The 26,403-nt window shown below is 33.6% G+C and carries 27 protein-coding genes and 3 pseudogenes; 8 read left to right on the top strand and 22 right to left on the bottom strand.

The window, feature by feature from the left end:
- The first annotated feature begins 371 nt into the window (after positions 1-371).
- A complete protein-coding gene (locus ACIQX2_RS19095; RefSeq protein ID WP_402854209.1) occupies positions 372-533 on the top strand; it encodes a hypothetical protein in 162 nt (53 codons plus the stop codon).
- 790 nt (positions 534-1,323) lie between these two features.
- On the opposite strand, the gene ACIQX2_RS19090 is transcribed toward ACIQX2_RS19095, so the two are convergent.
- The 3 genes from ACIQX2_RS19090 to ACIQX2_RS19080 form a co-directional block, all read right to left on the bottom strand.
- Positions 1,324-1,758 carry an OsmC family protein gene (locus ACIQX2_RS19090; RefSeq protein WP_402854206.1) on the bottom strand — a complete coding sequence of 145 codons (435 nt, stop codon included), beginning with the start codon at positions 1,756-1,758 and terminating at the stop codon, positions 1,324-1,326.
- 270 nt (positions 1,759-2,028) lie between these two features.
- Entirely contained in the window at positions 2,029-2,187 is a 159-nt protein-coding gene (locus tag ACIQX2_RS19085) for a helix-turn-helix domain-containing protein (protein ID WP_402854204.1), read from the bottom strand.
- 142 nt (positions 2,188-2,329) lie between these two features.
- Positions 2,330-2,848, bottom strand: coding sequence for a DJ-1/PfpI family protein (locus tag ACIQX2_RS19080; RefSeq protein ID WP_402854201.1), 519 nt, complete (start codon positions 2,846-2,848; stop codon positions 2,330-2,332).
- Positions 2,849-2,996: 148 nt separating this feature from the next.
- Here ACIQX2_RS19080 and ACIQX2_RS19075 point away from each other — a divergent pair, with 148 nt between their 5' ends.
- Positions 2,997-3,386, top strand: coding sequence for a winged helix-turn-helix transcriptional regulator (locus tag ACIQX2_RS19075; RefSeq protein ID WP_402854198.1), 390 nt, complete (start codon positions 2,997-2,999; stop codon positions 3,384-3,386).
- Positions 3,387-4,110: 724 nt separating this feature from the next.
- Here the strand turns inward: ACIQX2_RS19075 and ACIQX2_RS19070 are convergent.
- From ACIQX2_RS19070 to ACIQX2_RS19060, 3 genes are all read right to left on the bottom strand, one after another.
- A complete protein-coding gene (locus ACIQX2_RS19070; protein ID WP_402854195.1) occupies positions 4,111-4,575 on the bottom strand; it encodes a suppressor of fused domain protein in 465 nt (154 codons plus the stop codon).
- Between the two features lie 143 nt (positions 4,576-4,718).
- Complete coding sequence (locus ACIQX2_RS19065) at positions 4,719-5,153, bottom strand: DUF4306 domain-containing protein (RefSeq protein WP_402854192.1); 435 nt, start codon at positions 5,151-5,153, stop codon at positions 4,719-4,721.
- 227 nt (positions 5,154-5,380) lie between these two features.
- Positions 5,381-5,623, bottom strand: coding sequence for a hypothetical protein (locus ACIQX2_RS19060; protein ID WP_402854189.1), 243 nt, complete (start codon positions 5,621-5,623; stop codon positions 5,381-5,383).
- A 317-nt stretch (positions 5,624-5,940) separates the two neighbouring features.
- On the opposite strand from ACIQX2_RS19060, the gene ACIQX2_RS19055 reads away from it, so the two are divergent.
- From ACIQX2_RS19055 to ACIQX2_RS19045, 3 genes are read left to right on the top strand one after another with little or no spacing between them, the layout of a single operon-like run.
- Complete coding sequence (locus ACIQX2_RS19055; RefSeq protein WP_402854186.1) at positions 5,941-7,404, top strand: spore germination protein; 1,464 nt, start codon at positions 5,941-5,943, stop codon at positions 7,402-7,404.
- Positions 7,405-7,420: 16 nt separating this feature from the next.
- The gene (locus tag ACIQX2_RS19050) at positions 7,421-8,563 is read left to right on the top strand and encodes a GerAB/ArcD/ProY family transporter (protein WP_402854183.1); all 1,143 of its coding nucleotides are present in this window, start codon (positions 7,421-7,423) and stop codon (positions 8,561-8,563) included.
- On the top strand, positions 8,556-9,632 hold the full coding sequence (locus tag ACIQX2_RS19045) for a Ger(x)C family spore germination protein (protein ID WP_402854180.1): 1,077 nt from the start codon (positions 8,556-8,558) through the stop codon (positions 9,630-9,632). The genes ACIQX2_RS19050 and ACIQX2_RS19045 overlap by 8 nt, the downstream gene beginning before the upstream one ends.
- Positions 9,633-10,192: 560 nt before the next feature.
- Here the strand turns inward: ACIQX2_RS19045 and ACIQX2_RS19040 are convergent.
- Both ACIQX2_RS19040 and ACIQX2_RS19035 read right to left on the bottom strand, forming a co-directional pair.
- A complete protein-coding gene (locus tag ACIQX2_RS19040) occupies positions 10,193-10,375 on the bottom strand; it encodes a hypothetical protein (RefSeq protein WP_402854178.1) in 183 nt (60 codons plus the stop codon).
- A gap of 483 nt (positions 10,376-10,858) precedes the next feature.
- Positions 10,859-11,716, bottom strand: coding sequence for an SDR family oxidoreductase (locus ACIQX2_RS19035; protein ID WP_402854175.1), 858 nt, complete (start codon positions 11,714-11,716; stop codon positions 10,859-10,861).
- 198 nt (positions 11,717-11,914) lie between these two features.
- On the opposite strand from ACIQX2_RS19035, the gene ACIQX2_RS19030 reads away from it, so the two are divergent.
- Entirely contained in the window at positions 11,915-12,490 is a 576-nt protein-coding gene (locus tag ACIQX2_RS19030; RefSeq protein ID WP_402854172.1) for a TetR/AcrR family transcriptional regulator, read from the top strand.
- A gap of 259 nt (positions 12,491-12,749) precedes the next feature.
- Here ACIQX2_RS19030 and ACIQX2_RS19025 read toward each other — a convergent pair whose 3' ends face one another.
- A complete protein-coding gene (locus ACIQX2_RS19025) occupies positions 12,750-13,259 on the bottom strand; it encodes a GNAT family N-acetyltransferase (protein WP_402854169.1) in 510 nt (169 codons plus the stop codon).
- Positions 13,260-13,438: 179 nt separating this feature from the next.
- Here ACIQX2_RS19025 and ACIQX2_RS19020 point away from each other — a divergent pair.
- A pseudogene (locus ACIQX2_RS19020) lies at positions 13,439-14,269 on the top strand (tyrosine-type recombinase/integrase).
- Between the two features lie 73 nt (positions 14,270-14,342).
- Here the strand turns inward: ACIQX2_RS19020 and ACIQX2_RS19015 are convergent.
- The 8 genes and pseudogenes from ACIQX2_RS19015 to ACIQX2_RS18980 all read right to left on the bottom strand — a co-directional run bounded on the left by ACIQX2_RS19015 (position 14,343) and on the right by ACIQX2_RS18980 (position 20,163).
- The gene (locus ACIQX2_RS19015) at positions 14,343-14,813 is read right to left on the bottom strand and encodes a GNAT family N-acetyltransferase (RefSeq protein WP_402854166.1); all 471 of its coding nucleotides are present in this window, start codon (positions 14,811-14,813) and stop codon (positions 14,343-14,345) included.
- A 132-nt stretch (positions 14,814-14,945) separates the two neighbouring features.
- A complete protein-coding gene (locus ACIQX2_RS19010) occupies positions 14,946-15,962 on the bottom strand; it encodes a hypothetical protein (protein ID WP_402854163.1) in 1,017 nt (338 codons plus the stop codon).
- A gap of 117 nt (positions 15,963-16,079) precedes the next feature.
- Positions 16,080-16,160, bottom strand: a pseudogene (locus tag ACIQX2_RS19005) (metallothiol transferase FosB); the annotation flags it as partial.
- Positions 16,161-16,334: 174 nt separating this feature from the next.
- The gene (locus ACIQX2_RS19000) at positions 16,335-16,619 is read right to left on the bottom strand and encodes a DUF5316 domain-containing protein (protein ID WP_402854160.1); all 285 of its coding nucleotides are present in this window, start codon (positions 16,617-16,619) and stop codon (positions 16,335-16,337) included.
- Positions 16,620-16,777: 158 nt separating this feature from the next.
- Positions 16,778-17,653 carry a methyltransferase domain-containing protein gene (locus ACIQX2_RS18995; protein WP_402854157.1) on the bottom strand — a complete coding sequence of 292 codons (876 nt, stop codon included), beginning with the start codon at positions 17,651-17,653 and terminating at the stop codon, positions 16,778-16,780.
- A gap of 504 nt (positions 17,654-18,157) precedes the next feature.
- Positions 18,158-18,427, bottom strand: coding sequence for a hypothetical protein (locus ACIQX2_RS18990; RefSeq protein WP_340765919.1), 270 nt, complete (start codon positions 18,425-18,427; stop codon positions 18,158-18,160).
- Positions 18,428-18,584: 157 nt separating this feature from the next.
- The gene (locus ACIQX2_RS18985) at positions 18,585-18,917 is read right to left on the bottom strand and encodes a hypothetical protein (protein ID WP_402854153.1); all 333 of its coding nucleotides are present in this window, start codon (positions 18,915-18,917) and stop codon (positions 18,585-18,587) included.
- A 922-nt stretch (positions 18,918-19,839) separates the two neighbouring features.
- On the bottom strand, positions 19,840-20,163 hold the full coding sequence (locus tag ACIQX2_RS18980) for a CotG/ExsB N-terminal domain-containing protein (protein ID WP_402854212.1): 324 nt from the start codon (positions 20,161-20,163) through the stop codon (positions 19,840-19,842).
- A 233-nt stretch (positions 20,164-20,396) separates the two neighbouring features.
- On the opposite strand from ACIQX2_RS18980, the pseudogene ACIQX2_RS18975 reads away from it, so the two are divergent.
- A pseudogene (locus tag ACIQX2_RS18975) lies at positions 20,397-21,486 on the top strand (CotH kinase family protein).
- Positions 21,487-21,814: 328 nt separating this feature from the next.
- On the opposite strand, the gene ACIQX2_RS18970 reads toward ACIQX2_RS18975, so the two are convergent.
- The 5 genes from ACIQX2_RS18970 to ACIQX2_RS18945 form a co-directional block, all read right to left on the bottom strand.
- Positions 21,815-22,402, bottom strand: a complete 588-nt coding sequence (locus ACIQX2_RS18970; RefSeq protein WP_402854150.1) for an NAD(P)H-dependent oxidoreductase — start codon at positions 22,400-22,402, stop codon at positions 21,815-21,817.
- A 590-nt stretch (positions 22,403-22,992) separates the two neighbouring features.
- A complete protein-coding gene (locus ACIQX2_RS18960; RefSeq protein ID WP_402854147.1) occupies positions 22,993-23,268 on the bottom strand; it encodes a hypothetical protein in 276 nt (91 codons plus the stop codon).
- Positions 23,269-23,297: 29 nt separating this feature from the next.
- Positions 23,298-23,474, bottom strand: a complete 177-nt coding sequence (locus ACIQX2_RS18955; RefSeq protein WP_402854144.1) for a hypothetical protein — start codon at positions 23,472-23,474, stop codon at positions 23,298-23,300.
- 289 nt (positions 23,475-23,763) lie between these two features.
- Entirely contained in the window at positions 23,764-24,237 is a 474-nt protein-coding gene (locus ACIQX2_RS18950) for an NUDIX hydrolase (protein WP_402854141.1), read from the bottom strand.
- Between the two features lie 99 nt (positions 24,238-24,336).
- A complete protein-coding gene (locus ACIQX2_RS18945; protein ID WP_402854139.1) occupies positions 24,337-26,145 on the bottom strand; it encodes a M3 family oligoendopeptidase in 1,809 nt (602 codons plus the stop codon).
- Positions 26,146-26,403: the final 258 nt, after the last annotated feature.

Below are 26,403 nucleotides of genomic sequence, written 5' to 3'. Positions count from 1 at the left end.
ATTTCACAATGGATGTCTAAGATCTACTTGAAGTTTTGGATAAAAAAATAGACCATCTAAATGACGGTCTTGTTAAACTAAAGCACCCGTTAGTTCAATAAGAAACTCTCCTCTTTAAATACGGATTGTGATTCCATCTTTTATTCGTAGTTTATTGTAGTGTCATACGAAATCCATAAATATTTATACTTTATTGTGACATTTTCGAGCCCTACATTATGGATGACACTAATCCCATAGATGATATCGTCTTTAGTGAGTTGGTCTTGTTGGAATTTATAATCGATAATTATTTCATTTAAATATATATTAATTACAAGTTATAGGTCATAATAAGTGATACTAAGGTGCTATTAAAAGGGGGATTTTCTATGAACATTATTTATAAAGAACTAATAAAGTTAATGGACGATTACTATAAATGTGATTCTATGATGACTAAAGAACTGATTTTAAGTGATATTAAGCTTTTAACAGAAGCTTTGCTTCATCTTGATGCCCCCACCCTACAGCTCTTTAAAAAACTTTTATAAAGACACAATTTGTGTCAAATGCGTCATAAAAACTCCTATTCTCATCTTCAAACTGTTACGTTAGTTCAATATGAAAAAAGAATTTCCTCAGCACCCCTATGATCATTACTAAAGCAACTTTTACAGTTCGAAAGAGAGTAGATACCTTTAATTCAGCATCTTCTCTTCTCCCCTACAGCATATTAGCCACTGCCAAGTGAAATATATAACCTATGTATTTCTTACCAAGTTGAAGTATGAAGTTCACCTCGATAAAACAGCCCTGATACTGGGTTTAACAACCCCTAAAAATTTTTATTTACAAGTTGAAACCAAAGGAGTATTATTACTCTCAGTTTCATATTTCTACATCGCTTAATCCATTTGGAACGGGGGACCCATGTAATTGTGGCGCTGATTTGATCGAAGCAAGTGTAGTTGCCCCCTGTGGTGGACGGATTCCATAAACACCAGAGGTCAATCTTTGATTGCTTCTGCAAGTTCTGTAAATTCAACATCCTGAAATAAATTGGTGATAAGGGTAGCAATTTTTTTGCCCAAACTAAAAACCCTTCTTGTAATCGCAAAAACTTATTATTCTCACAAAAAATGCTTATATTTAATGAAAGAGGTGGTTTCGAAATTTGCTTCCGAACCACACTCTATCCAACTAAAATGTTTACTACTAGTTCTTCATGCGCAATTTTAGTTGTTTCCTCAAATATAAAAGACATCAAAATCGCCGCCTTAAATTTAAAACACCGTTTTAATAGGTCTAAAAATAAATTACTACATCTTTGAATGAATCAGTTTATTTCAAAGAAACTTTACCTTGAATTTCAATTTTAACATCTGCTTTTTTCAATAAATTTCCGACTTCGCACCCTTTATCTGCTGCTTCCGTCGCTCTCTGTGCGGATTGAATTTGTTCTTCTGTTGCATCTTTAGATAAAACGATGTGAGGATAATGGATAATTTTAAATTCATTATCAGATATATTTGCCTCTGAGTTCACTGTAAGTTCAGCAACAGGCAGGTTTCTGCTTACAAGTACAAACGTAAGAGTTGCTGTATAACAAGTAGTTACCGAAGAAACAAGAATCTCTTTTGGATTTGCTCCGTTGCCACTACCACCTAAAGATGTAGGAATAGCGATTTTTGTATCAAGATACTCCGCTTTAAGGGTTCCATTCCCTTTTACTCCATCATCCCAAACCGCGTTCACTTTTATTTTCATATCAGCCATGTTTAACACTCCTTCAAATAAATAAATTATATTTATATCTTGTTCGTTCATATATGTTTTTATTCCACAGGTATCGCAAGTTGTTTACGAAAGAGGAAAAATACGGTACAAAACATTTATTACGGTATAATTAAGACCATATTCCGCGCAATTAATGTTGGTTTGATGCTAGACTAAAAAATGAACACGGCAAATTGACACTTTAGGTATTATGTAGCTCTGATCCAATACTTTAACGTCCCAATTGGAGTATCGAGATCCCTCTGCCGCTTATGTAGGTTTTCTGCCTTGCTTCACAACTAATTGAGATGTTTGCATTTTTTCAGAAACAGAAATCCCTTCATCTTTTAGTTGTTTTGTAATTTTAGGGCTTCCATAGATTTTGTCAGACTCAATATGAACTCGCTTAATTTCTTTGGATAGTTTCACTCGCCGTTTAACTTGATCGTTTTGAGGGCGTTTTAGCCAGTTAATTTTTGGTGTATTTTTCTTACATTTGGATAGCCAAAAGCCTACGGAATTAATTCCGTAGGCTTTCGATTATATGAAAATCAGCGAAGAGACTGTAGAATTAGCTTAATGCTTTTACTAAAGCTTCTCCAAATTCTTTAGCACCATCTGGACCATCACCAGTGATAATATCATCATGAAGAACAACATGTTTTTCAACATATGTTACTTTATTCGCTTTTAATTGGTCTTTTTGTACATCTACCGGATAGCAAGTTGCTTCTCTTCCAGTAAGTAAACCTGTTTTAGCTACAGTAACCGCGCCTGCACAAATTCCTGTTACAAGAACTTTATTAGTATACGCTTGTTTCAAGTAGTCTTGTAATTCTTGATTTCCCCATAGATGATCGTTCGTACCAGATCCACCAATAACAGATACAACATCATAGTCAGAAGCAAAAACGTCTGAGAAAATGACCTCTGCAGTTGCTTTACCTTCATAATCCCCTATGATTTCACCTGTTTTTGTACTTGCAATTGTCACATCAATTCCGTTGCTTTCCAATTCCGCTTTTGGTTGAAATAATTCGTCTTCATTGAAACGTTCTGGTGGTATAATTAAAAGTGCTTTTTTACTCATTTGTAGTTCCTCCTCATTAGTGAAAAAGATTTGCCGTTAAGACGACCATTTCATTCTACTGCTTGTTTTCTTCATTGTGAAGAACGCACTTTTTTGTAAGAAGGTTACCGACAGGTTACGATTGATACAAATAAGGAGGTAAAAATTTATGCCAGATACATTTAGAGATGAAGTTAAAGAAAAGATCATAAATGGTGATTATAATTGTGAAAAAGAACTTACCCTATCAATTATAAGTGGTAAATGGAAGATTGTTATTTTATGGCATTTGGGGGTAGAAGGACCACATCGATTCAGTGATCTCCAAAGGCTTTTACCTAAAATATCTCATAAAATATTAACGAATCAATTAAGAGAATTGGTGGAAGATGGAATAGTTCATCGCGAGGTTTATCCAGAAGTTCCACCGAAAGTTGAATATTCCATGACTGAATTGGGGATGACTTTACTTCCTATCGTTGAAATGATGTATGAATGGGGAAAAAATCGGATAGCAGAAATCATAAAAGAAATGGATATCTCGGAATTAAACAATTAAGCATATGCTTACATTTACAATGTTGCTTTACAAAACCTATTAGAAAAGAAGCACCTTCACTTAACTGTAAGAAAGGTGCTTCTTTTCTACCCATCATTAAAAATTAAAATGCACTGTTTTGGTGTAATTCAGTTGAATCTTAAATACATGAAAAGAGACAAAGAACTGGTTAGATATGCTAACCAGTTCTTTTATTTTGCTTTTAGGATTGTTTATCTTGTATTCTCCTGTTCCAGATGTTTACGCATATACAATGGCACGCACTATTGCATTCGTTAGAAATAAGAAGAATCTTGTTAAATATTAGTATTCTCTTGAGACAGCGCCTTAAGATATTGCTTTAACCCGCCAATAATCAAGTCCAATCAGAAAAGAGCTGGATTTAAAGCTCCCATCTAATTTCTTCGAACGCACTATCACTAACAATCCCTCTCCAGTCAGTTAAATAAATAATCTTAATTTCTAATATATTATTATATTACCATAGGATACTTCCATAGAAATTATGCAGTTTGTTTAGCAATGCTTTTTCAACTAACCTGCCGCTTTAGTTTAGGTGTAACATTTCACAATGCATATCTGAGATCAACTTAATGTTTTGGATATAAAAAAATAGACCTTCGTAATGATGGTCTTGTTGAACTAAAGCACCCGTTAGTTGAATAAGAAATTTATATGACTGAAGCCCGTTCTAAATCAAACTCAAACAGTTCTTCTAAATCCTTTACTCCGTTTTTATCAACATAATTCTTTGCTTCTTCTCAAATTTAATTGTTTTCAACTTATCCTCCCAAAGAATAGGAAATAGAAATAAAATATGCTTCATAGGGCTATTAGGTAGGTACATTATTTTAACTACGTTTTTAAAGATAGTTCCAAATGAACAATCAAATTTAGAATTGATAATACTAAATGCACAGGTTGCTAAAATATTTGGAAAGCAATCAAAATTACTTGCACCCACAAATTCAACTCTTAAAGGTATCCTGTTTTCCTCGTATCCAACAGGAAAGTCAGATAGACCAAGCGTAGTGTAAGATAAAATGCCTTCAATATTTTTGTGTTCACAAGAAAGAATATCGACTGAACTTTTATTGTTATCATCCCAATAATTCCAAACATTAGGCTTTCCTTCAAATGCATTAAGTGCTGTCCTAGCAAGAACCTTATTCTCTTCTGATACACTCATTAAAATTTCCCCAATTCTTTTGGTTTAGATTAAATATATCATTACTACTTCTTCCACTAACCGGCTTCGTTAGTTCAATAAGAAAAAAGGCTTTACTCCTTCTTGAAGTAAAGCACTCGTTAGTTCAAGAAGAAACAACACATTTAATATATTTCTCTAGTCTTATTAAGAAAAATTCTAATCAGTGCAATAGCTATTGATATAATTCCTATTAACAAAAAGCTATTGAAGAAAATCTTCAAACCATAAGTTGGAGAATTCGATACTAAACCACTTAGTACCAAGGATAAAACACCGAGACCAGTTAGGAAATACGAAAACTTCTTATAGTTATGTTTGAGTAGAGAATATCCAATTAGGATTAGAAGATACGTACCACTAAGTAACATAAGCAAAGGGAATAAAGGAAAAAACTTAGCTGCATATACAAAATAATCAATAGTTAAAATATCACTTGCTTGCTTAACTGAACCGTTTACCATCTCAGAAAAATAAGTGGTGTATTTCCACTCCAAAGTGTTATTTACAATTTGACTTCCTTCATACCATGCAACATGGATAATAATTTTAAAAGACATTTTTACACCTCCAATATATTTTAAATATTAACAAACTTTCAATTTAAAGGAAAATTTACGGAAATTCTTATTGAACTAACCTGCTGCATTATTTCAATAAGAAAAAGCTACCCTTACAGGCAGCCACTTGTTTAACTAAAGCACCCGTTAGTTGAACAAGGATGTTTATAAAAGTGAATAATAGTCTGCAAAATATAAAAATCCAATCTTCCGTACTAGGAAAGTGTCTAATTCCGTTCCAGTTGCTTTTCAAATGGTGGTTCTGTTAAAAAATATGTTTTTGCATTTAAAGTAGCCAACTTTTCCATTTCAAATTTATCATCAATTTTATTATCAATTATTTCTGTTATTAAAGCTTCTTTTGGATAACCAATTAAGATTACATGAAACCTTAATGCCATTTTCGTTAATGAATGCAACAATATAAAAATAAGGCTTAATATTACTACTATTCTAATTAATTTTTTCAAAATCGCACCCCCTATATTTCTCCTTTTTGAGATATTCTCGAACATACTTTAAAAATCCTTCTTCAACTAAACTGCCCCATTAGTTCAATAAGAAAAAAAGGCTTTACTCCTTCTTGAACTAAAGCACCCGTTATCACAATAGGAATACTCTAAGATTATGCTATTTTCTATAATCCCTCCTGTTAAGAAGGTAATGGTGTGCCTCTGCATTTATATTTAGTTTCGTATATTTTGAACTTAAAAAGCTAACAATGAAATTAATACGTAATTTTACCGTTCTTCCAAAAATGCTTTTTTTATAGAGGTGAGGGATGTACATGTTTTGGAAAATACAATCAAATGAAAATAAGGCTGTTTCTCAATCAAACACAGACTCAGAAATATCAATAGAGACTCTAAAAAAAGCCCTCGTTCAAATGGATGATGCGGAATTTGTGGAGATCACCATTTCTGAAAGTCAAAATGTTGATCTTATCTACATAAGAACCCTGATTGACCAAGAAAGATTAAATGAAAGCATTGTAAAACCTTTATCTAACTGTTCCAAACAATCCATTCAGGAATGTAATGTTCAATCAACAATTAACTCCATTTCCACTTTTAATGAGGCAAAAAAGCAGCTGCTTAATGGATCCGTCTTGTTATTTGACTCTTCGTCAGACCTTTGGTTCGCTATCCCTTTAAAAAATCCACTTGGACGTGCGATTGAACCATCCGATACTGAAACCATCCTTTTAGGAGCAAAAGATAGCTTCAGTGAACAGCTAGAACAAAATATTACGCTCATTCGTAGACGGCTTCCAACACATGATCTGAAAACAGAGAAGTTCACCGTTGGTTCTTTAAGTAAGACAAATGTGGTCTTATTGTACATAGAAGGGCTGACCAATCCAGAATTTGTTTCAACCGCCAAAAAGAAAATTACGGAAATTAATTTTGATCTCTTCTTTGAATCTTCTCAAGTAGCTGCATTCATGGAGGAAAATCAAGACAGTATTTTTCCTCAGTTTCAGCAAACTGACCGACCTGATGTTGTTGCTTATTCGCTAGGATTAGGGAAAATTACGATTCTGGTAGATAATACACCTTTTGCTCTAGTTGCCCCAATTACTATTTTTCATTTGTTCCAATCACCAGAGGATTATATTAATCGATGGGTAGTTGCCAGTTTTTTGCGCATCATCCGATATGTAAGCTTTATTCTATCTATCACATTGATCCCATTCTACGTAGCACTAACAACTCATCACTATCAAATGATTCCTTTACAAACACTTTTCGTCTTGGTGGAGTCAAGGAGCAAGCTTCCGTTCACTCCTTTTTGGGAAGCGTTTATCATGTTGATTTTTATTGAAATTATAAAAGAAGCAAGTTTAAGGATGCCAACAAAGACTGGTCAAACGCTTGGGGTTATTGGGGGCATTGTAATTGGTCAAGCAGCAGTTGAGGCTGGTTTGGCAAGTAAGGTGTTAATTGTCATGGTAGGGATTTCAACTATCGGATCCTTTCTTGTTCCTAATTACCTTGTGACAAAGGCAAATTCATTGATTCAATTCATTCTTCTTGTATTTTCTTCGTTTCTTGGGATAGTAGGGATTGTTCTGGCAATGATTATCATTTTAGCCCACCTTAATGGCTTGTCTTCACTCAAGCAGCCATATTTATCCCCTGTTACCCCTTTCTATGGAAAAGATTGGCTCGACCTATTCATTCGAGGTCCTTTAGTCAAAATGAAGGAGCGCCCAGAACATCTTAAACCACTGAAGAAGAAGAGATATTAAACTAGGAGATGAACTGATGGAAGCCCTTAAATTATTTAATAAGAATGAAACCTTTAACGGGTTCTATGTCATGTTGATGGTAAATCGCCTCCAAATGCTTTACTTTTTTTTGATTATGCCAAGATTTTTAATCCATTCATATATGATTTGGGTGATTATAGTGGTCGGCATATTGTCTCAACTAAACATTCTTCTTTTATCCAAATGGTTTTTAACCCGGTTTTCTAGCGAGGGTTACAACGGATTTGTCCAATTATTCGGAAAAAAACTTGTACGTCTCCTCTCATTCATCGGTTTATTCTTTATCCTGCTTAAACTTTTCGTGATTATGTTAGGATTCTCGGAAATGATACAAATATTTATGTTTCCAGCTACAGATTCAAATTGGCTTATCTTTTTTATACTGTTGTCTTGTTTGTATGTAGCATGGAAGGGTGTTGAAAAAACTATACGCTTTGTTGTAATTTCATTTGTGTGTACATTTTGGATGTTCTTATTCTTTGCCTATTTCTTCTTTCCTCCAATAGCTCAACTCAGTGATTTGTATCCGATTATTCCAATGGAATTAAGTGGAGATTCCTGGAAAGGAATATTATTAATTTTATCTTCATTTTCAGGGCCTGAATTTCTGGTATTTTTGGGACCGTGGTTTAAAACAAATAATAAGACATTTCGTTATTTGTCTTATGGGAATGCTCTAACCGTTATAGAGTATGTATCCTTATATATGGCGTCCTTATTCTATTTCGGTTCCCATTATTTAAGCAAAAGCCCATTTCCAATTGTCACTATGGCCCGTTATTTTCAAAATCCAGTAATTGAACGTATTGATATGGTCATGCTTTCTTTGGAATTATTTAACATCGTCTTTGCGGGTTCAATTTTTCTTCTGTTGTTTTATGGAGCATCTAAAATAGCTACTGGGAAAGCGGATAAACAATCCAGTCGGGTAGGCTTTTTATTCAGTGTATTCATTATTTTAATTGGAATGATTCTTGTGAATGAATGGATTTGGAAGCCAGATGAAAAGCAGGTTATTTTACTTAATCTTCAAATTTTAGCAGGAAGCTTAAGTTATTTAATGGTTCCAATTATAATTATCGTAGCGATGAAGATAAAGGGGGTTAATAAACATGCGACTACGAAAAAAAATGGCTAAAAATTTTTCAATAATATTTATTGCATTATGGTTAACTGGATGTGCCCCTTTTACTGAAAACAACATTATTGAAGAGCTTGCTCCAGTCACATTTTTATCACTTAGTAAAGGGGATGAAGGTAAAATAAAAATCAGTACGATATTGCCTCCTCTAAGTAAAGAAAAAAAGAGTGTAATGACGCATGAAGTAAGCTTAATAAAGGAGGGATTAATGGATTTTAATTTAAACTTCAACCAGGAAATGAAATCTGGGCAAATGCGAATGCTGATAATTAATGAAGACCTTGGAAAAGAGGGAATTATGTCCATTATTAATGTGTTATTGAATGATCCGGATATTTCTTTGAGAATTTATTTAGTTATCGTAAAAGGAAATTTTGAAGAATACTTGGAAAATCAATTGGACAAACAAGAAAATCTTGATTACTCCTTTTACCGAATGCTTAAGCATTATGAGGAAAAAAATCAAGGCGAAATTAGTATTGTTAATCTACATGAATTTAAAAATTTGTTATATACTCCTTATTCAGATCCTTTCTTACCTGTATTCAAAATAGAAAATGACGCTATCAGCTATGAAGGTACAGCCCTGTTTCAAAATGATAAACTAGTTGAAATAATAACAACTTTTGATGATCGCATCTTCCAGCTGTTAAACAAAGGTCACTACTTATCAGTTTTACCGATCCCAGAATTAGAAGTTGTTCTAGGTCATGTTAGGTCTAAAACGAAAGTGGATATTAATAAAAGCTTGTCTACAATGACCTATACCGTGAATATAGACTCAAGAATTGAAGAATATCGGGGAGAAAAGCAAATATTTGAACCAAAGGATTTAGAAGACTTGAAAAAAGAAATCCAAGCCAATCTTGAAAAACAAACACAAGAACTAGTAAAAAAGATGCAAAAATTGAATGTGGATCCATTACAACTAGGCATTCATACATTAAAACCATTTTCAAAACCAATGGATGAAAAAAAATGGATTGAACTATTTAAGAAGATGGACATTAAGATTGATTATCAGTTTAATATTGAGCCATTGACGGATTCAAACGCAAAAAGTTAATTATAATAAAAGAAAAAAAACGCACTCACTTGAATGGTAAAGTCTTTTTAAAAAACTACAGATTGCTAATTAGAGAATAAAAAAAAGGCAATTAAAATCCCTCCGTAAAACCCAATGAAAATACTATAAGTGAAAAATCATTCTAGGTAAAGATTTGAGAAGGACCTTCAACAATAAGATTCCCTTTTACTGCACGTATTTTAAATTCGGCGGAGTTATAAGAAATAACGATCAAATAAGTCGCGTCAAATACCTATGTATACATCATAGCTGCTAGTTGTCCTGTCGAGCAAGCTAAGCGCAGTATGATAGAAGAACAATATGTAATCTAGGAAAAGAGCAATATACGACAACTATCTTGACAAACACTGAGCTATTGTTCACTGTCTCGATTATCTCCGTATAAGTTACAGTGGTATAATTACTTAGTCGCTCACTTTATTCCTCTTCAAGATTTCTATAATAATGCAAAATTTCTCTTCTAAACTTTCATAATGAGGTTCTTCACTTTTACTATTTTCTATCGCTAAAAATGATCTCCATATTTCCTCGATATAATTCTATTCTATTTCTGCGTATTCATGAACTTCAACTTTTTCAAGCATTATCGTCAATCTATTTAAGTAGGTTTGAATACCCATTTCCTCAATATGCTCTGAAAACCAATCATGTCCTCCACTTTCAAGCTCACAAAAATAATTAAACAAAATTAAGAAATTGTTCCTTTTCTCGTCGTCTGTCATAAAAATGTATTCTCCATATGCTGATAAAACAGCTTTCCCAATGTCATCGTTAGTTAGCGATTCACTACGATTTACTTTAATTTTAATAACTAATTATTCTCCCTTATTCTGATTTTTTAATTGAAGAAGCAATATCAAAAACAACATACATTTCAGGAATTTCTTAACGCACCACAACAACTACTTCCCGTAAAATAGTGATTTTTCAATAATTGAGTCGTTGGTTTCTCGAAGATTTTTTAGCTATTCCCTAATTCAACTAAACTACCCCGTTAGTTCAATAAGAAAAAGAGTTACCAATGGCAACCCCATGATTTTTACTAAAGCACCCGTTAGTTGAAGATGATTTAATGATTTAATTATTTATTCATAATAATATTTGTATCTATATATCTTATATTATCCATATAAACTACGAGAAACCACTACCATAAAAAGAGCCACCATCAAAATGGTGGCTCTCCTTTATATCATAAGAGTAAATTACTGGAATGTAGTGGTTGACAGGACGGATCTAAGGCTTCGTGCTGGACGACCTGATAATTTTTCAATGTCCCCCGTAACGATATCGTAATCTCCATTAGAGAAGTTTTGCTGACTACTCACGACTAAATTGATGATCTCTGCCGGAAGTCCCCCTTGCTGAAGCTGATCTTGTAGCGTCTCAACTGGTATTGTGATAAATGAAAGTGGTTTACCGCTAACTTTCGCGATGAGTTCTGCACGCTGTGCACCTGTTAGACTTTCTGGCCCAGTTCCGTTATAAATTGCACCTTCGTGATTATCGCCGAGTAACAAACCAGCTGCTGCAACTGCGATATCATCGCGTGAAACGAATGCGACTTTGCTTTCAGTGAGACCTGAAAGAACGCCATGAGCTAATGACATTTGCGCATCCATGATGAAATACTCAGAATAGTAGTTCATGCGCAAAATGGTCCATTTGCTTGCTTTACGCATCAAATGCTGTTCACTGACAAAATAGTCGTATGCAATATTCGTTTTTTCTGTGTTGCGCGCGCCTGTAGACGAAATAAGGACAATGTGTGGAACACCTGCTTCTACAGCTGCATCAATAGCTGCAATAAATTGTTCTGAACGACGACCAGGTATTACTTCGGACGACGGAATAAGCAGTAAGCGATCCAAACCTTTGTATGCCTCAATCAGCGAAGATGGTTGATCGTAATCACCGAAACGTGCTTCCACGTCTTCAATTGCAATTTTCTCCGGAGTACGCGTGATTGCTACAACACTATGTTGTCCAGCCGCACGCTCCAACAATTCTTTTACCGCTACTCCGCCTAATTGCCCACTAGCACCACTTACACCAATTTTCATAATTTAATTACCTCCAATTTGTTATTATGTTTCATTTTTCTAAAGTTCTATAGCCTTACTTTAACACCTTTCGTTTATACAACACATGTTGTATAATCAATATATCAAGATGAAAAATCGTATGCAATAAACAATTTAACGCATCTATCGCTTAAACGACAGATTGCGAAAAATGTCTATTAATTAGGAGGGAATTTGATGGAAAGACAAATAGATCCCCGGATTCTTCGCACTAGGAATCTTATTATGGAAGCGTTTATTGAGTTATCAATGCAAATGGATTTTAAAGATATAACCATTAAGGATATAACAACTTCTGCAACGGTTAACCGTGCGACTTTCTATAATCATTTTTATGATAAGTACGACTTGCTTGAAAAAGTGTTAAGTGAAAGTATCATGAGGGAGGTTATTCAAGAGGTAAGTACCCATGAGGTAATTAACGAAGATAGTATAAAATCAATACTTTTATCAATTATAAGGTTCCAAACATCAATTAGGAACCAATGTCATCGCAGTTATAAGGCATTTACACCACAAATAGAAACACATTTTAAAAATGTGCTTCATGCTTTCTTTTCAAAATGGGCAAATAAACAATGGCCTAACCAAAATAATACGGATATTGAGGTATTTTCGGTGGCGTTAAGCTGGGCGCTTTACGGGGTAGCAATGCATGGGATGCAAAATCAACAAACAGAACCAGAAAAGTATTTGCAACAATTGATGCCCTTAATTGATACGATGAATAAAGAAGATGCCCATCAAATATAAATTCAACAACTGAATTTATACTTAGTATTTCTCTATTCCAAATTCAATGGAGCCTGTTTTTATATTCAAATAGGCTCTAGATTGTTTCTTAACTATACCTTGTTCAACTAACCTGCTTCGTTAGTTTAATAAGAAAAAAGAGTTGCCTAAGTAACCCATGTTCTTTACTAAAGCACCCGTTAGTTGAATAAGAACAAGGACGCTTATTAAACAATCGTGCCCGTTTCTGGAATTGCAGTCACTGCGATACTGCCTTTCATCATACTTCATTGTCATATGTAACTTGAACAATTTGTTGTTCACCATTCTTCTCAAAAAACTTATAAGTCTTCATTCCGATTTTTTCTGCAACTTTTTGTGAGGGAATATTTCTTAAGGTCGTATAAGAAAATATTTTGGAATAGCATAAGACATTAAATGCATATTCCTTACAAGCCGAGGCAGCTTCTGTTGCATATCCTTTATTCCAATATTCCTTAATAATGTGAAAACCGATTTCTGGTAACTTCTCGTTATCGATGTTCTGCATTGTTATTCCGCAATCACCAATAAATGTATCCCCTTCTTTTAATATAACTGCCCACAGACCGTGTTTATCTCGCTTATAGTTTTCCAAGTTCCATTTAATCCAGTTCTTAACTTCTTCATCGGTAAAAGGATGAGGGTAATATTGCATGGATTCCGAATCGGAAAGGACCTTTGATAATTCGTTTTTATCATCCATTACTAACTCCCGCATGTATAATCGTTCCGTTTCGATTATCTTCAAAATGGTTCCCCCTCTAAATATGTAATCTTTTTTACTCCACAATATGGTCCGATTGTGAATCCAAGTTAAACAACACTCTTAAACTAACCTGCCGCGTTAGTAAAAATATACCCTATGTCTATAATTCTATTAAGTTGGCAATAATCCTTTTAATAGTATTATTTTAGGGGGGAATGGAATTGTTACTGTCAAAAGCATGGGCTTCGTTTGAAGCGGATAAGCGAATAGAGGGCTTTTCACCACAAACATTGAAAGCCTACCAGTTACAGTCTTCGCTACTAATTGATTATTTTAAAGATGTAGAGATAGCATTACTGGATACAAATCAACTAAAGGAATATCTTGCTATATCCTGTAAGCATTTAAAACCAGCCAGTCTTGCACATCGTAATCGCTTTATGAAATCATTTTTTCGTTGGTCTCATGAAGAAGGTCTTCTTAGTAAGAATCCAACTTCCAAGATTAAAGAACCCAAAGTAGGGAAGCGGATACCCAAGTATTTAACCGAACGGGAGATTGAACACCTTCGTGAATCCTGTCATTCCCCAATAGAAAAAGCAATTTTTGAATTCATGTTTTCTACCGGTTGTCGAATTGGCGAAATAGTTTCCTTAGAAAAGAACCATATTAATTGGTCCAATCAATCCGCAATTGTGAGAGGAAAGGGAAGTTTATTTTAATACACGTTGTGATATATGGCTTAAACGCTATATGGAAAGCCGTAATGACCATAATCCATAATCCAGCAATCTTTGTAACTGCAAGACAGCCACATAAAATGAGTGTCGCCCAAATGAGATACATCATCAAGCGGATCTCCAATCGTGCGGACATTAATAAAGAGATTCACCCACACCAACTTAGACACAGCTACGCAACTCATTTGATGAATAATGGAGCTCCTATTGAAGTCATACAAAGTCTTATGGGGCATGAGAAAAGTGAAACAACTAGGATCTACGCTCAATTAAGCAAGGCTAAGGAAAGAGTATTATCAGAAATACTTTTAAATATAAAGGAGCAACGTCATAATGACGTTGCTCTACTTGACTAACTCACCCGTTAGTTGAATAAGGTTTGTAATTAGTTGAATTTAAAAATGCTGATGAAATAATCTTCTTCAGGAAAATCACCTAGATATTCAAAACCATTATTCAAATAGATTTCTATTAACTTTTTATTTCCTGCCCAACAATCTAAATACATCGTCTTATTTCCTTCCTTTGCAAAAGAACAAGCAAAGTCCGTTATTTCGGAACCATAATTATTACCTTTGTATTCTGGTAAAATGGCAATTTGAAACAAGTAATTACATTTAGAATCAATTGTTAATTCACTTAATGCATCTATGTCCTTTATACAAAAAGTCCCAACTATATCTTCATCTAATAATAATACATACGCATAATTATTTTTTATTTCGCTTACAATTTTATTTATATCCCAAGGGTAATCCCACTGGTAAATCCCCTTTTCTTGCAAACCTAACGTGGCCATATTTAATACATTCACGATTTGTTGCTGATCGTTTGACGTGGCTATTCTAATTTTCACTTGTTTTACTCCTATCTTCTTCATATTCAAATATGTCACTCGTTAGTTAAACAAGAAAAAGTGCTGTACATCTTTAACAAACAACGTGAATTAGTTTTAATATATAGCAATCCCTTTTATCAACAAGAAACACTAACTTTGCTTTTCATTAAGAATGAGATCAAATCTTTGAAACATCTCCTTAACATCCGGATGTATTTGATTGTTCTCTTCAATGATCAAATCATCTTTTCCCATTTCTTTGAACACATTGTGAATTGACCTTAACTGATTCATTTGCATTGCTGTTGGGGGATTGTTAACCATTTGGTTTAGCAAATCAATCGTGCTATCTAAAGAAACATTTAGCTCGCGATTGAGCTCCAAGACCATCTCTAACAAATGTTGAGCGTTTCCAATATCAACTAAGATCGGCTCAATAATTGCCATTCTCTCTTCGGGATTCTGAAGAGAATTTTCACTCGCTTCTAAAACCACTAACGTTTTATCTGTAAAAGCTATTTCCATGAGTTTAAATGCGTCCTCAAAAAAAGCAAAGGAGACAGGTTGATTATATTGATCATTCATATTCTCTTTTTTGTAAAAGGTTTCTTTTTGATATCCCTTTTCTTTTTTATCGTAAGTGAATTTTTGGATGATTATATTAGAGTGCTGCGTCATATGCATCACAATCCCCGGCTTCCCATCAAAGGTTGTCGTACTAAAATCCAGTGATCCTAATTGAATATAATCATCAAAAAGCGGATAAGTGATTTCACCATCCTTCACTACCAACAACCAGTTCTGTCCATCATCCCAGGCGAACGAGTCATTCTCCATTATTCCCACATTCACATACAGCTCGATTATTTCTTCCTTACCATCTCCATCAATGTCAAATGTTTTTTTCTTATAAAGTGTTTGTGGATACTTTTCAATATCTTTGGCTGGAATCATAGAATAATCATTGTTCACTTGTTGATTCATTGCTAAATCAAGCGCCTTCCTTTCCTCCTCTATAGTATTTAAAAGAGTATCATTTTCTAATGACATCTGGTCGATTTGCTTTTTTAAATCATTAATATCTTTAGTCTGATCCGTATTTGACTGAGCAGTGCAACCAGCAAGTATACCTACTAAGCATAAAATTGCTAGTAAAAGTCTTCTCATTTTCAATCCCCCTATATGGCCTTTAATGAAAAATCGGCGCATAATCTTTGTTCAAGAATTGCCACCGTTAATTCAACAAAGAAATCCCTTAATCGAAAACTCCATATGTGCGTTTTCTTATTTGTAGTAATCTATTCTTTCTTGTAAAGTACCTGTATGAAACTCAAACTTATGACCATCTGGGTCAGTGAATAGCATCCAATACATTTTTATAAAACTCAATAGAAGTTTCTAAATCAGAAACTGAAAATAAAAATTGATTAAGTCCTTTTATCGACACCTTTATCACCTCAAAAAATAGTGTTTTTATTAAACTAAGAAAACAGAGACACCTAAGCATCTCAATGATCTTTCACTAAAGTACCCGTCAGTTCAAAAAAAGTAAAACAAAATCGCTACCGCAAAACTTGGAACTGCAATCAAAGCTGAGCGAAAACTAACATTATTTTTTTGATTTCTATCTTCGACTGTTTCAGTCGCTAAGTTTGCCCTCATTCTATCTCCACTTACTAATACACCCGAAAAAATGAATGATATCACAATAAAAAACAACCCAATTCCACCTGTAATAGTAGTTACCATTTCAATATCCCATATCACAATAGATGCTAATACACCTACCAAAGATAGAAGAATTCCAAGTAATAAATATTTCATTTTTTCTCCCCTAATGTTTACTACGATTGTGTATAAAAAAGTTATAGTTATTGAACTAAACTGCTGCGTTAGTTCAATATGAAAAAAGGCTTTACTCCCTCTTGAAGTAAAGCACCCGTTAGTTGAATAAGAACTGAAGGTGTTGAGATTAATTACAACTATTTTATCTCTCCAAAAGTAATTTTCATGCTGGGGGCGTATATTAAAGAGGAATCCATATTAAAAACTTGTGAAAACAACAGTTCAGCCTCAAATTGTTCCTGTGCTTCCTTCAATGTAACCCCACGTTTTATTAACCTTTCAATAAACTGATCTTTATTTACAGGTTCTCCACCTACCCCTTCTTCTTTAAGCGAATAAAACAATTTTTGCTTATCTTCTTGATTCTTATCGGGATGGAGAAAGTTAACCTTATCACTGACTCTGCACTCGATGTTCTTCACGCCCAATTCAGATAGATATTGTGGCACTTTTGCTCCAATATTTCCGTCATTTCCAGTTTTATTTGTACTCTCTTCGAATAATTTCTGAAGAATACCAAGTGGAACAATTTGTGATTGTTTATACCCTTCGAGTTCGTATGATGACATACCTGAAATCCAGTGTGGTTCAAAACAAATTATTTTTCCATCGTTAACAATAGAATTTACCATTCTTTGGAGCATTTTTTTTGGTTCGGACATGTGTAATAAAAAAGCATGGCAAACAGCAATGTCGTACTTATTCTCTAATTCAATCCCATTAGTATCTGCTACAAAGAATTCAGTTTCATACGGAAGATTATGAAAGTACTCTATCGCTTTATTAATAAGTTCTTGTCCTTTATCTATTCCTGTATATTTGGATCCTTTTGGTAAAAGAGGTAATAGTTTGAGTCCTAAATATCCATATCCACAACCAAAATCAATAATGTGTACTGGTTTAGAAATCTTCCAAACGAAATTTACTAAAAATTCTAAATAGTCATCATTATAATATAAATCTCTCGTTCTTTTGAGGTATTCCAGTTGGGTATCCCAATAATACTCCTCCATTTAAGTCCTCTCTTTCTTTCTTTTTAAGGAAGATATTCTATACAAACTCTATAATTCCTTCTTCCACTAACCTGCTGCGTTAGTTTAATAAGAAAAAGCTCCCCATACAGGCAGCCACTTGTTTAACTAAAGCACCCGTTAGTGAAAAATCATAATTCAGGCTTACTATTTTTTTCCGTGGCATTCTTTAAAATCTTGAAGAAATCATCACAAAAAAATATGCAGGCTATTAAAGAAAAAATTGCAGTCCCCAAAGAAATAGTTCCAGTAACAACGTTATATTTATTTTTCTTTCTCAGCTTAAACATTAAAAGTAATCCCGTGATCGTTGACATAAGAAAAATTATAAAAAAACCGATAGGCACAATATACATTTACTTCCCCCATTTTTATGGCTTTTTGTTAAAAACTAACCTGATTCGTGAGTTCAATAAGAAAAAGGCTTTACCCCTTCATAAAGTAAAGCACCCGTTAGTTGAAATAGAAATATTTTATATTTCCTCTTTACTTGAAACCATTTACCCAAAACCAATAACGACCAGTGTTTTTTTTGTTGTTTGCGATAAACATTATAATAGGAATAATTAATAATATAAGATATAAAGCAATAAATGTTGATGATTGAAGAATTTTCTTCATCTCAACTATTGTCATACAAATCATTAACGTTCCTAAAAATAAATAAGGAAAAATTAACCCTCTTTGATAAGATTGAAACTTTTCCTCGCCTAAAATAACTCTAGTTTTTTCAGGTAAAAAATAGTCCTTCTTCATTAGGTGGCTAAACCCCATAACTAGCACTGAAATTCCAAGAAATATACCTGTAATTGTTTTTACCCCCCTTTCTTTTGAATAACCAACAGCGTTAATTCAATAACAAAAAACTTCATTCTTTCTTAAAGTAAAGCACCCGTTAGTTGAATAACTAAGCTTATTTGTGATCCTCAATAGTTTCAATATCACTAAGAAAAATTAAACCATTTCTTTTTATCGTGTATCTTACGAAGTATACCTTTTCTTTCTGAATTAAATTCATTACCATTGGTTCCCTAACAATTACTTTAATCTCTTCTTGATGTCCCACTGGGGAATTGTGGTTAAATCCCTTTATCCATGCTTCATTGTTATCGTTAGAATAACCTTTTTCAGTGACAGTAAAATCAGTTACAGTTAACTCAAACGAAAAAGAATTATAAATTAAAAAAACAATCAAAAAGGCAACAGAAATTGTTATAGTTGACAATAAAATTCTTTTACTCTTCATAAAATTCCCCTTCCTTCACTCCTGCCGCGTTAGTTCAATAAGAAAAGTTACCCTTACGGCATCCACTTGTTTAACTAAGCACCCATTAGTCTAAGTAGAATCTATTCTCATATCCTTAGTTTGACTAACTGCATAATCGAAATTTAAGTGTAGAAAAAAGAATATATCAATAAAACAAAAATCCCTATTATTCCTGCGACAATAAATGGAGTTCCGGAAACTGGTCTTCTTTTAATTCGAATGTAAAAACCGGTCAAGATATACATACAACAGAGTACTAATCCAATAATCAATAATATAGGTTTCATTTATCCATCTCCAAACTTGAAGTAAGCAACCCTTTTGCACAAAAATTTACATATATTAACTTATTCAACACAGTAGCAAAATAACCTTCTTCTTCAACTAAACTGCTTCGTTAGTTCAATAAGAAAAAATAGAATATTTTTTTATATTTCACTTCACACCAAAATCGCAAATATTTTTTAGTTTAAAATTACGGTACAATACAAAATCATTCCACGAAAAGGTCCTGAACATGGGTCTTAGTCCAAAACCAATGATAAATACAATGCGTGTTATGAAGAACGGCAAATGCCTGCCGGTTCACGCCATTAAAGCAATCTTTTTTGAATTTCCGGTTTGAATTGAAAAGTGGATAGGATACAGTGAATTAGACAATTCTGATTGATGCTGTGTAATACACAACAATAACAATTCATCCAGAAGAATATACATACCTGAGAAGATAAGACGCCCCCCAGCTGCCCTTTCTTTTTTTAAAACCTTGGATTCGATAGGAATAACAAAAAAAGTTAACTAGTAAGAACTAGTTAACTTTATAATACGGTTCCACTCAATAGTCCATTGAAGAACTTAAAGTGCAAGACTCTTCAAATAGTGGAAATCAGCTCGAAGTTTTTTAAAATAACAAGTCATTCCAAAAGGAGTTCTTCCTCGTACGTCGTTGGTTTCGAGAAGTACGACGTTGCCTGCTCTCGCGTCGCTGGTTTCGAGAAGTTCGACGTTGCCTGCTCGTGCGTCGCTGGTTTCGAGAAGTTCTACGTTCCCTGTTCGTGCATCGCTGGTTTCGAGAAGTTCGACGTACTCTGCTCGTGCTCCGTTGGTTCCGAGAAGTACGACGTTGCCTGCTCGTGCATCGTTCGTTACTAATAGGATCCTGGTGCATGAAGTGACCTAGCCCTGAGTTGTTAGCCATTTGTACTGCATTTTGTATAAGTGACATATTCAAACCTCCTTTCATCTTTATTAGAGAAAGAAGGTATATTCCTTATTCAAAAAGAGTCAAACCCATGCCTCTGCACTTTTCTTTCCCTTATCGTAAAATATGAGATTGTACTACAGATGTTAGAGACAATCGCATAGTTTCCGAAAGTAAAAAATAAACTCTATATCTTTTTATGAATCTTACATTTTTGTTTTACACGAATAATTTAAAAATGAAAGGAAAGAATTCACGTGGATAACGGCATAATAATACCTGAATATCAGCTTTTTATAAATCCTTTAGATTTAATTGAATTTCGGAAAGATATATGGTGTGACGATCCTATCTCAGCTAAGCTAACGATTAACAAAAGAAAGTATGATATTGATATCGCCTATCGTGGCTCCCATACTCGGGATTTTCGAAAGAAGTCGTATCACATCTCGTTTTATAAGCCAAGTACGTATAGAAATGCCAAAGAAATTCATATCAACGCAGAATATAAAGATCCTTCTCTATTAAGAAATAAATTATCGCTAAATTTTTTCAATGAAATAGGGTGCTTATCTCCAAAGTCCCAATTTGTATATATGAAATTGAATGGGGTAAATGAGGGGCTTTATTTGGAATTAGAATCAGTGGATGAGCATTTCCTTATGAATCGCCAACTACCTCTAGGACCAATATACTATGCGATTGATGGCGATGCTAACTTTTCGTTGATGAGTGATCTTGATAAAGAAGTAAAGAAATCACTTAAGCTTGGCTATGAACTAAAATATGGCACAGAGCATGATGAATTATATTTACAAAAAATGATTATTGAAATTAATACGATCTCAAAAGCTGAATTTGATAATGAAATTGTGAAATACATCCATGTTGATCAGTATCTTAGGTGGTTGGCTGGCGTTGTTTTCACCCAATATTTTGAAGTTTTGTTCATAATTACGCATTATATCAGAATAGCGAGACTAGGCTATTCGAAGTCATCCCGTGGGATTACGATGCAACATGGGGAAGGGATGTAAACGGGAAAGGGATGGAGGAAGACTATTTACGAATCGAAGGATTTAATACGCTAACCGCAAGGATTCTCGATGTGAAAACATTTCGACGTCAACACAAAAACTTGCTAGTAGATATTTTAAACAACAAATTTAATGTAAACTATTTGAAACCGAAAATACAAGGTATGTATAAATTAATAAGACCTTATATTCAAAAAGATCCTTATAAAAAGACGATATCCATTTATTTGATAAGGAACCAAAGTATATATTGGATATTATTGAAGCACGGGCGAAATTTATAAGAGGGAAATTAGATACATTAGATTAAGTTGTTTCATTATCTTACCAACCCCTCTTTCCATTTGGTAAGGGGTTTGTTGTCGCTTGAATTAGCACGCAATTACCTCTACAGTAAAGAAAGGTATGTCGTTTAAGTGGTGTTCTTCTATGTGGTCTTTTTCATTACAAAAGCACCCGTTAGCCATCCATGCAGCAAAAAAATGCTGCACCACAGAGGATGAAAATTGTTTCAGAACGGGTATAGATTAGTATTGGATAAATGCTTTTTCTGGGTCTCTTTTGTTATGCAATTTTATAGATTTTGAGCATTTTTAAATTTTCATGGGTAGAAAGGAACAAAACATTTTATAGTGTTCTTAATGGTCTATTTTTTTGAAATAATTATAAATCTTTTTTAGCTTTTTCAGCTGTTTTCCCTTTGGACTTTCCATATTTCCAAATTCAAAGAACTTCACTTTCTTGATTCCTACAAAATTAAATAAGGCCCTTTTCATTAGAATTTTATGTGCATTATTCAACCATAGAAATGGATAGTGAGTAGGTCCCTTCATGGTAGACACACATACAACAGACTTTCCTTTCAGAAGCCCTTCTGGGAAAAGTCCCTGCTTATCTTTATAGGCAAAATTGGAGGCAAATAATTGATCAATATATCCCATAAGCATTGCTGGGGGGCGTCCCCACCAAATTGGATAGATAAAAACAATCTTGTCAGCCCACGTAATTTGTTTTCTATATTTTTCAATACTAGTATCAGTATGCATATCACGTCTTCGTTTTTGCTCGTTAAAAACTAAAAGTGGATTAAATCCCTCTTCATACAAATCTAAAACCTGTATCTCCTTTATCTTGGGATTTTCATTACTTCCTTTAATCACTTTTTGTAAAAATGCATAATTTAAACTATTTTGATTAGGATATGTGTAGATTATTAACATCTTCATAACGCACCTCTTATTTATCATTTGATAACTTTATAGTAGCACCCGTTACTTTAACAATTCCCCTCAAAAATACTGACAAATCATAACCAACCTTTTATATAAGCAACTAATCATAAAATTGCGCTATTCCATCAACAAGAAAAATAGGAATAGCGTAACTTAACTTATTATTTTCATTGCTCTGTTTACTTTTATCACTCATTAAATTCCCATCTCTTTTTAGTAATCTATACGAATATATTTGGTAAATGTTTCGAATTTCTACTCTGTATGTAGCGATGACTATTTTTTTAATTTATTTATACTAAACTGCGCAGTTAGTTTAAGTGTAACATTTCACAATATCTAAAATTAAATGATTTAATGTCTATCAATCTTCTATTTTCGGAAATAGAAATTGAATGACAAATTCCTCCCCATACTTGGACTCAACTTCAATTCAAATCTGCAATTCATCGCATAATTTCTTTACAAGATACAGTCCTATTCCAGTAGACTGTTTTCTGTTAGGATTATCTCCTGTAAATCCTTTATCAAAAATGAAAGGTAGATCAGAGCTAAGCACCCCTATACCAAGTTAAAAGGGGGTACTATGATTCCATGTCCAATACTGTTCTTACTCCTTCTGCTACCACTTTTAATCTTTTTATTGGGTTATCTCTTTTACCATCAGGAAAAATAGCTAATGCTTTTAACTCTTGTTTTCCGTTGTCCCAAGTCCATTTTTTAAATTCCAATTCATCGATTTGTTTTTTTGAAGGAATGTCTTTCCCTTTCCATTCACATATTTCGAAAAGAGGATATTTATCTCCAGTCCATTGTTCAATAATGCGGATGACTTTAAGGATAATATAATCCCCTGACAATAATTCATAGCTAATGTCATCACCAGCTTTTAAAATGTATCAGCGACAAACCTCTTTGGAACTTTTTTAGCCTGTGGTTGTGGGGAATTTAATTGTTCCTTTAATTTTAGGAGAACAGCTTCACGTTTCTTCATTAATTTCGGGTCTTCTTCCCGTCGTTCAAGGTCAACACCATTATCAATAATTTCAATTGCTTTGTCTTTCACTTCCTCTTGCAGTCTTCCTAATTTCATTGTATTAAAGCGAATGACAACCAAAAGGCAGTAATTTCTTCATCATCTAACTCGGTTTGGAATTCTTCAATTACTATTTTACTAGCTTCTTCATTCGAATAATTCCCCCCAATAAATCCTTATATCTAAAGCTAACATCTTCAGCTATATCATTAGATAATAACGCTACTCCCCAATTACTCACACTATCAACTCCTGACTTTACAATTTACTGTTAGAAAATGAAAGAGATTCGAATTTTCTTCTTCAACTAAAGCACCCGTTAGTTTAAGTGAAACGATTCACAATCTTGCTTATTATAAATATTAATTGGGTGTAGATTATTTTGTAATAAATTATTAATTATTTGCTTTAATACCTTTGGTTCCCGTAAGTCCTCATTCTCAAATTTTACAAGGTCATTTACCTCAATCCACTTACTGTCAGAAATTTCATCTTCTTCGAGGTTTATAGATCCTCCAGTAACCTTACCAATAAAATGAAATAGAATAACTTGTTTATTTGTACTACTGATAAAATTGTATACACCAGTAGTCCCAATCAGTTTTACGTCTAATCCAGTTTCCTCTTTTACTTCCCTCCGAGCTGAATAGAGAATGTCCTCACCATATTCAATACGGCCACTCGGAAAATTCCACTGTTCAACAGCAGCAGGTTTATTTTCTTTTATAATCAAGACTTCAGCTTTATTAAAGATTGATACGCTTGCTACTAAAATAATTCCATCTTGCGACATCCATTTTCCCCCTATTTAACAAACTTACATATGTGACTATTCTCGTTTGAACAAACGTACATTTTAAATACAAATAGAAGTTATCGAATCAACAACTCCTTATTCAATATCATCCGAAGAAGTTAATTTTAGAAATTCCTCAGCATCTCTCACACATATTTCCATTCCTTTTTCCCAGAATTTCTCCGAAGTAATATCTTCTCCTAAATGTTTCATAACTAAATCTTCTACGGTCATACTTCCTGAATCACGAAGTAAGTTCAGATAATCCTTTTCAAACTCTCTTCCTTTCTCCTTTGCCTTTGCAAAGATACCTAAAGCAAATAAATACCCAAAAGTATATGGAAAATTATAAAAAGGAGATTGCGTAATATAATAATGTGGTGTCCATACCCACGAGAAAGTGGATGGCTGTTCTAGTGATCCATCATATGCTTCATGTATTGCTTCTCCCATTAACTGAGTTAGACGCTTTGATGAAACAATGCCTTCTTTACGCTCTTCATAAAATCTCTGCTCGAATAAAAATCTCGAATGAATATTCATAAAGTTCATGACACTTCGTTTTAATTTTTCATCTAAAATAATCAATTTATCTTCTTTTGATTTTGCCTTTTTCATTGCCGCATCAAAAATAATCATTTCTGAAAAGGTTGAAGCTGTTTCGGCAACGCTCATAGGATAACGTTTATTCACCCCATTAACAGACTTCATAGCATGATTATGGAAAGCATGACCCAATTCATGAACTAGAGTTAACACATTTAAGAAAGTACCCCCAAATGTCATAAAAACTCTTGATTCACCTGTAAGCGGAAAACCTGCACAAAATGGAATAGCGGACTTATTACCACGGTCTTCGGCTTCTATCCAAGCTCCATGGAAAGCTTGCTTAACGAAACCTTCTAATTCGGTTCCAAACTGACTAAAATGTTCCGTAATTAATATAACCGCTTCGTCGTATTGTATCTTTGGATTGCTATTGGTAACGGGGGCCCAAAAGTTATACGCTTTCAAACTAGAATCACCCATCATTTCAGCTTTTCGATTCAAGTAATTCGAGAAAGGTTTTTTATATTTACTGATCACTGACCACATCGCATTCATTGTTTCTTCCTTCATTCTGTTCTCTTTCAAAGGTACTTCTAATACACTATTTACTCCAGATTTTTTATATACTTGTAAACGGAAGCCAGCAATGTGATTTATTATTTTTGCAAATAGTTCTTCTTTTTCTTCCCATATAGATTCTAAAGCATAATGAGATTCTTTACGCACTACCTCATTAGGATGAGCTCGTAAGTTAATTGCTTGGCCTACTGATAGATTCTTTTCTTTTCCATCAACTTGAACATTTACGTTAATACTACTTATTAGTGCATTATAAAAATTACCCCATGCATGATACCCATCAGCCATTAAATCAGATCTTAAATTTTGCTCTTCATCTGATAGAAGCTTATCTATATTTTCTCGCCAATCATTTAAAATAAATCTATAATCTTCTAATTCTTTAGTTTCAATTAAACTTTCCCATATATCTTGCTTTATATTTGCTAATCCTATTTTCACCTTGGATAATTCATTTTCAAAATAGGACTCTAATTGAGACACTTTTCCTCGCAAAGTAGCAGCATCTTGATCCTTTGTATTTTGTGCAAGAAGACAAGTGATAAATGAATTAGCTTGTGAAAAGTTGATGCGAACTTCTCCAACATATTTCACTAAATTTCCTAAGTTAGCAGCTTCATTTCTTGCAATTGAAGTATTAAATGATTTAACACATCCTTCTATATCGCGTACAAGAACTTCCAATTGCTTTATATGATTTAAAAATTGATTTGATTTGCTTCCACCTTGAAAAATCTTATCCAAGTTCAAATTTCCTTGATATCCCATTTTCTCCATCGTCTTCCTCCTAGAATCATGTGTATTAGCTTTATACCAAACATACATTCCTACTTTAGCATATTATGGAATATTAGAGGCAAAAAAATTCACAGTCTATCGCCGAAATCTTCGTGATGTTTTGGACAAAAAATAGACCATCGAATTGATGGTCTTGATTAACTAAAGCACCCGTTAGTTGAATTAGAATACTAATCCAGAATTCATTTATTCTCTTACTAATTCCTCTAAAATACTAAAAAAACCTTTATCATCTTC

It is taken from the genome of Psychrobacillus sp. NPDC096623, from assembly GCF_044762655.1.
Taxonomy (GTDB): Bacteria; Bacillota; Bacilli; order Bacillales_A; family Planococcaceae; genus Psychrobacillus.
This window is presented reverse-complemented; position numbering and strand designations above follow the sequence as displayed.

Excerpts from the sequence above, each read along its gene's own strand:
- ACIQX2_RS18945 (WP_402854139.1), bottom strand. The coding sequence starts at position 26,145 with ATGGAGAAAATGGGATATCAAGGAAATTTGAACTTGGATAAGATTTTT.
- ACIQX2_RS18970 (WP_402854150.1), bottom strand. The coding sequence starts at position 22,402 with ATGAAGATGTTAATAATCTACACATATCCTAATCAAAATAGTTTAAAT.
- ACIQX2_RS19035 (WP_402854175.1), bottom strand. The coding sequence starts at position 11,716 with ATGAAAATTGGTGTAAGTGGTGCTAGTGGGCAATTAGGCGGAGTAGCG.
- ACIQX2_RS19050 (WP_402854183.1), top strand. The coding sequence starts at position 7,421 with ATGGAAGCCCTTAAATTATTTAATAAGAATGAAACCTTTAACGGGTTC.
- ACIQX2_RS19000 (WP_402854160.1), bottom strand. The coding sequence starts at position 16,619 with ATGAAATATTTATTACTTGGAATTCTTCTATCTTTGGTAGGTGTATTA.
- ACIQX2_RS19045 (WP_402854180.1), top strand. The coding sequence starts at position 8,556 with ATGGCTAAAAATTTTTCAATAATATTTATTGCATTATGGTTAACTGGA.
- ACIQX2_RS19090 (WP_402854206.1), bottom strand. The coding sequence starts at position 1,758 with ATGGCTGATATGAAAATAAAAGTGAACGCGGTTTGGGATGATGGAGTA.
- ACIQX2_RS19055 (WP_402854186.1), top strand. The coding sequence starts at position 5,941 with ATGTTTTGGAAAATACAATCAAATGAAAATAAGGCTGTTTCTCAATCA.
- ACIQX2_RS18980 (WP_402854212.1), bottom strand. The coding sequence starts at position 20,163 with ATGTCACTTATACAAAATGCAGTACAAATGGCTAACAACTCAGGGCTA.
- ACIQX2_RS19070 (WP_402854195.1), bottom strand. The coding sequence starts at position 4,575 with ATGAGTGTATCAGAAGAGAATAAGGTTCTTGCTAGGACAGCACTTAAT.
- ACIQX2_RS19095 (WP_402854209.1), top strand. The coding sequence starts at position 372 with ATGAACATTATTTATAAAGAACTAATAAAGTTAATGGACGATTACTAT.
- ACIQX2_RS18985 (WP_402854153.1), bottom strand. The coding sequence starts at position 18,917 with ATGAAGAGTAAAAGAATTTTATTGTCAACTATAACAATTTCTGTTGCC.
- ACIQX2_RS19075 (WP_402854198.1), top strand. The coding sequence starts at position 2,997 with ATGCCAGATACATTTAGAGATGAAGTTAAAGAAAAGATCATAAATGGT.
- ACIQX2_RS19010 (WP_402854163.1), bottom strand. The coding sequence starts at position 15,962 with ATGAGAAGACTTTTACTAGCAATTTTATGCTTAGTAGGTATACTTGCT.
- ACIQX2_RS19080 (WP_402854201.1), bottom strand. The coding sequence starts at position 2,848 with ATGAGTAAAAAAGCACTTTTAATTATACCACCAGAACGTTTCAATGAA.
- ACIQX2_RS18990 (WP_340765919.1), bottom strand. The coding sequence starts at position 18,427 with ATGAAGAAGGACTATTTTTTACCTGAAAAAACTAGAGTTATTTTAGGC.
- ACIQX2_RS19040 (WP_402854178.1), bottom strand. The coding sequence starts at position 10,375 with ATGACAGACGACGAGAAAAGGAACAATTTCTTAATTTTGTTTAATTAT.
- ACIQX2_RS19065 (WP_402854192.1), bottom strand. The coding sequence starts at position 5,153 with ATGTCTTTTAAAATTATTATCCATGTTGCATGGTATGAAGGAAGTCAA.
- ACIQX2_RS18995 (WP_402854157.1), bottom strand. The coding sequence starts at position 17,653 with ATGGAGGAGTATTATTGGGATACCCAACTGGAATACCTCAAAAGAACG.
- ACIQX2_RS18950 (WP_402854141.1), bottom strand. The coding sequence starts at position 24,237 with ATGTCGCAAGATGGAATTATTTTAGTAGCAAGCGTATCAATCTTTAAT.
- ACIQX2_RS19030 (WP_402854172.1), top strand. The coding sequence starts at position 11,915 with ATGGAAAGACAAATAGATCCCCGGATTCTTCGCACTAGGAATCTTATT.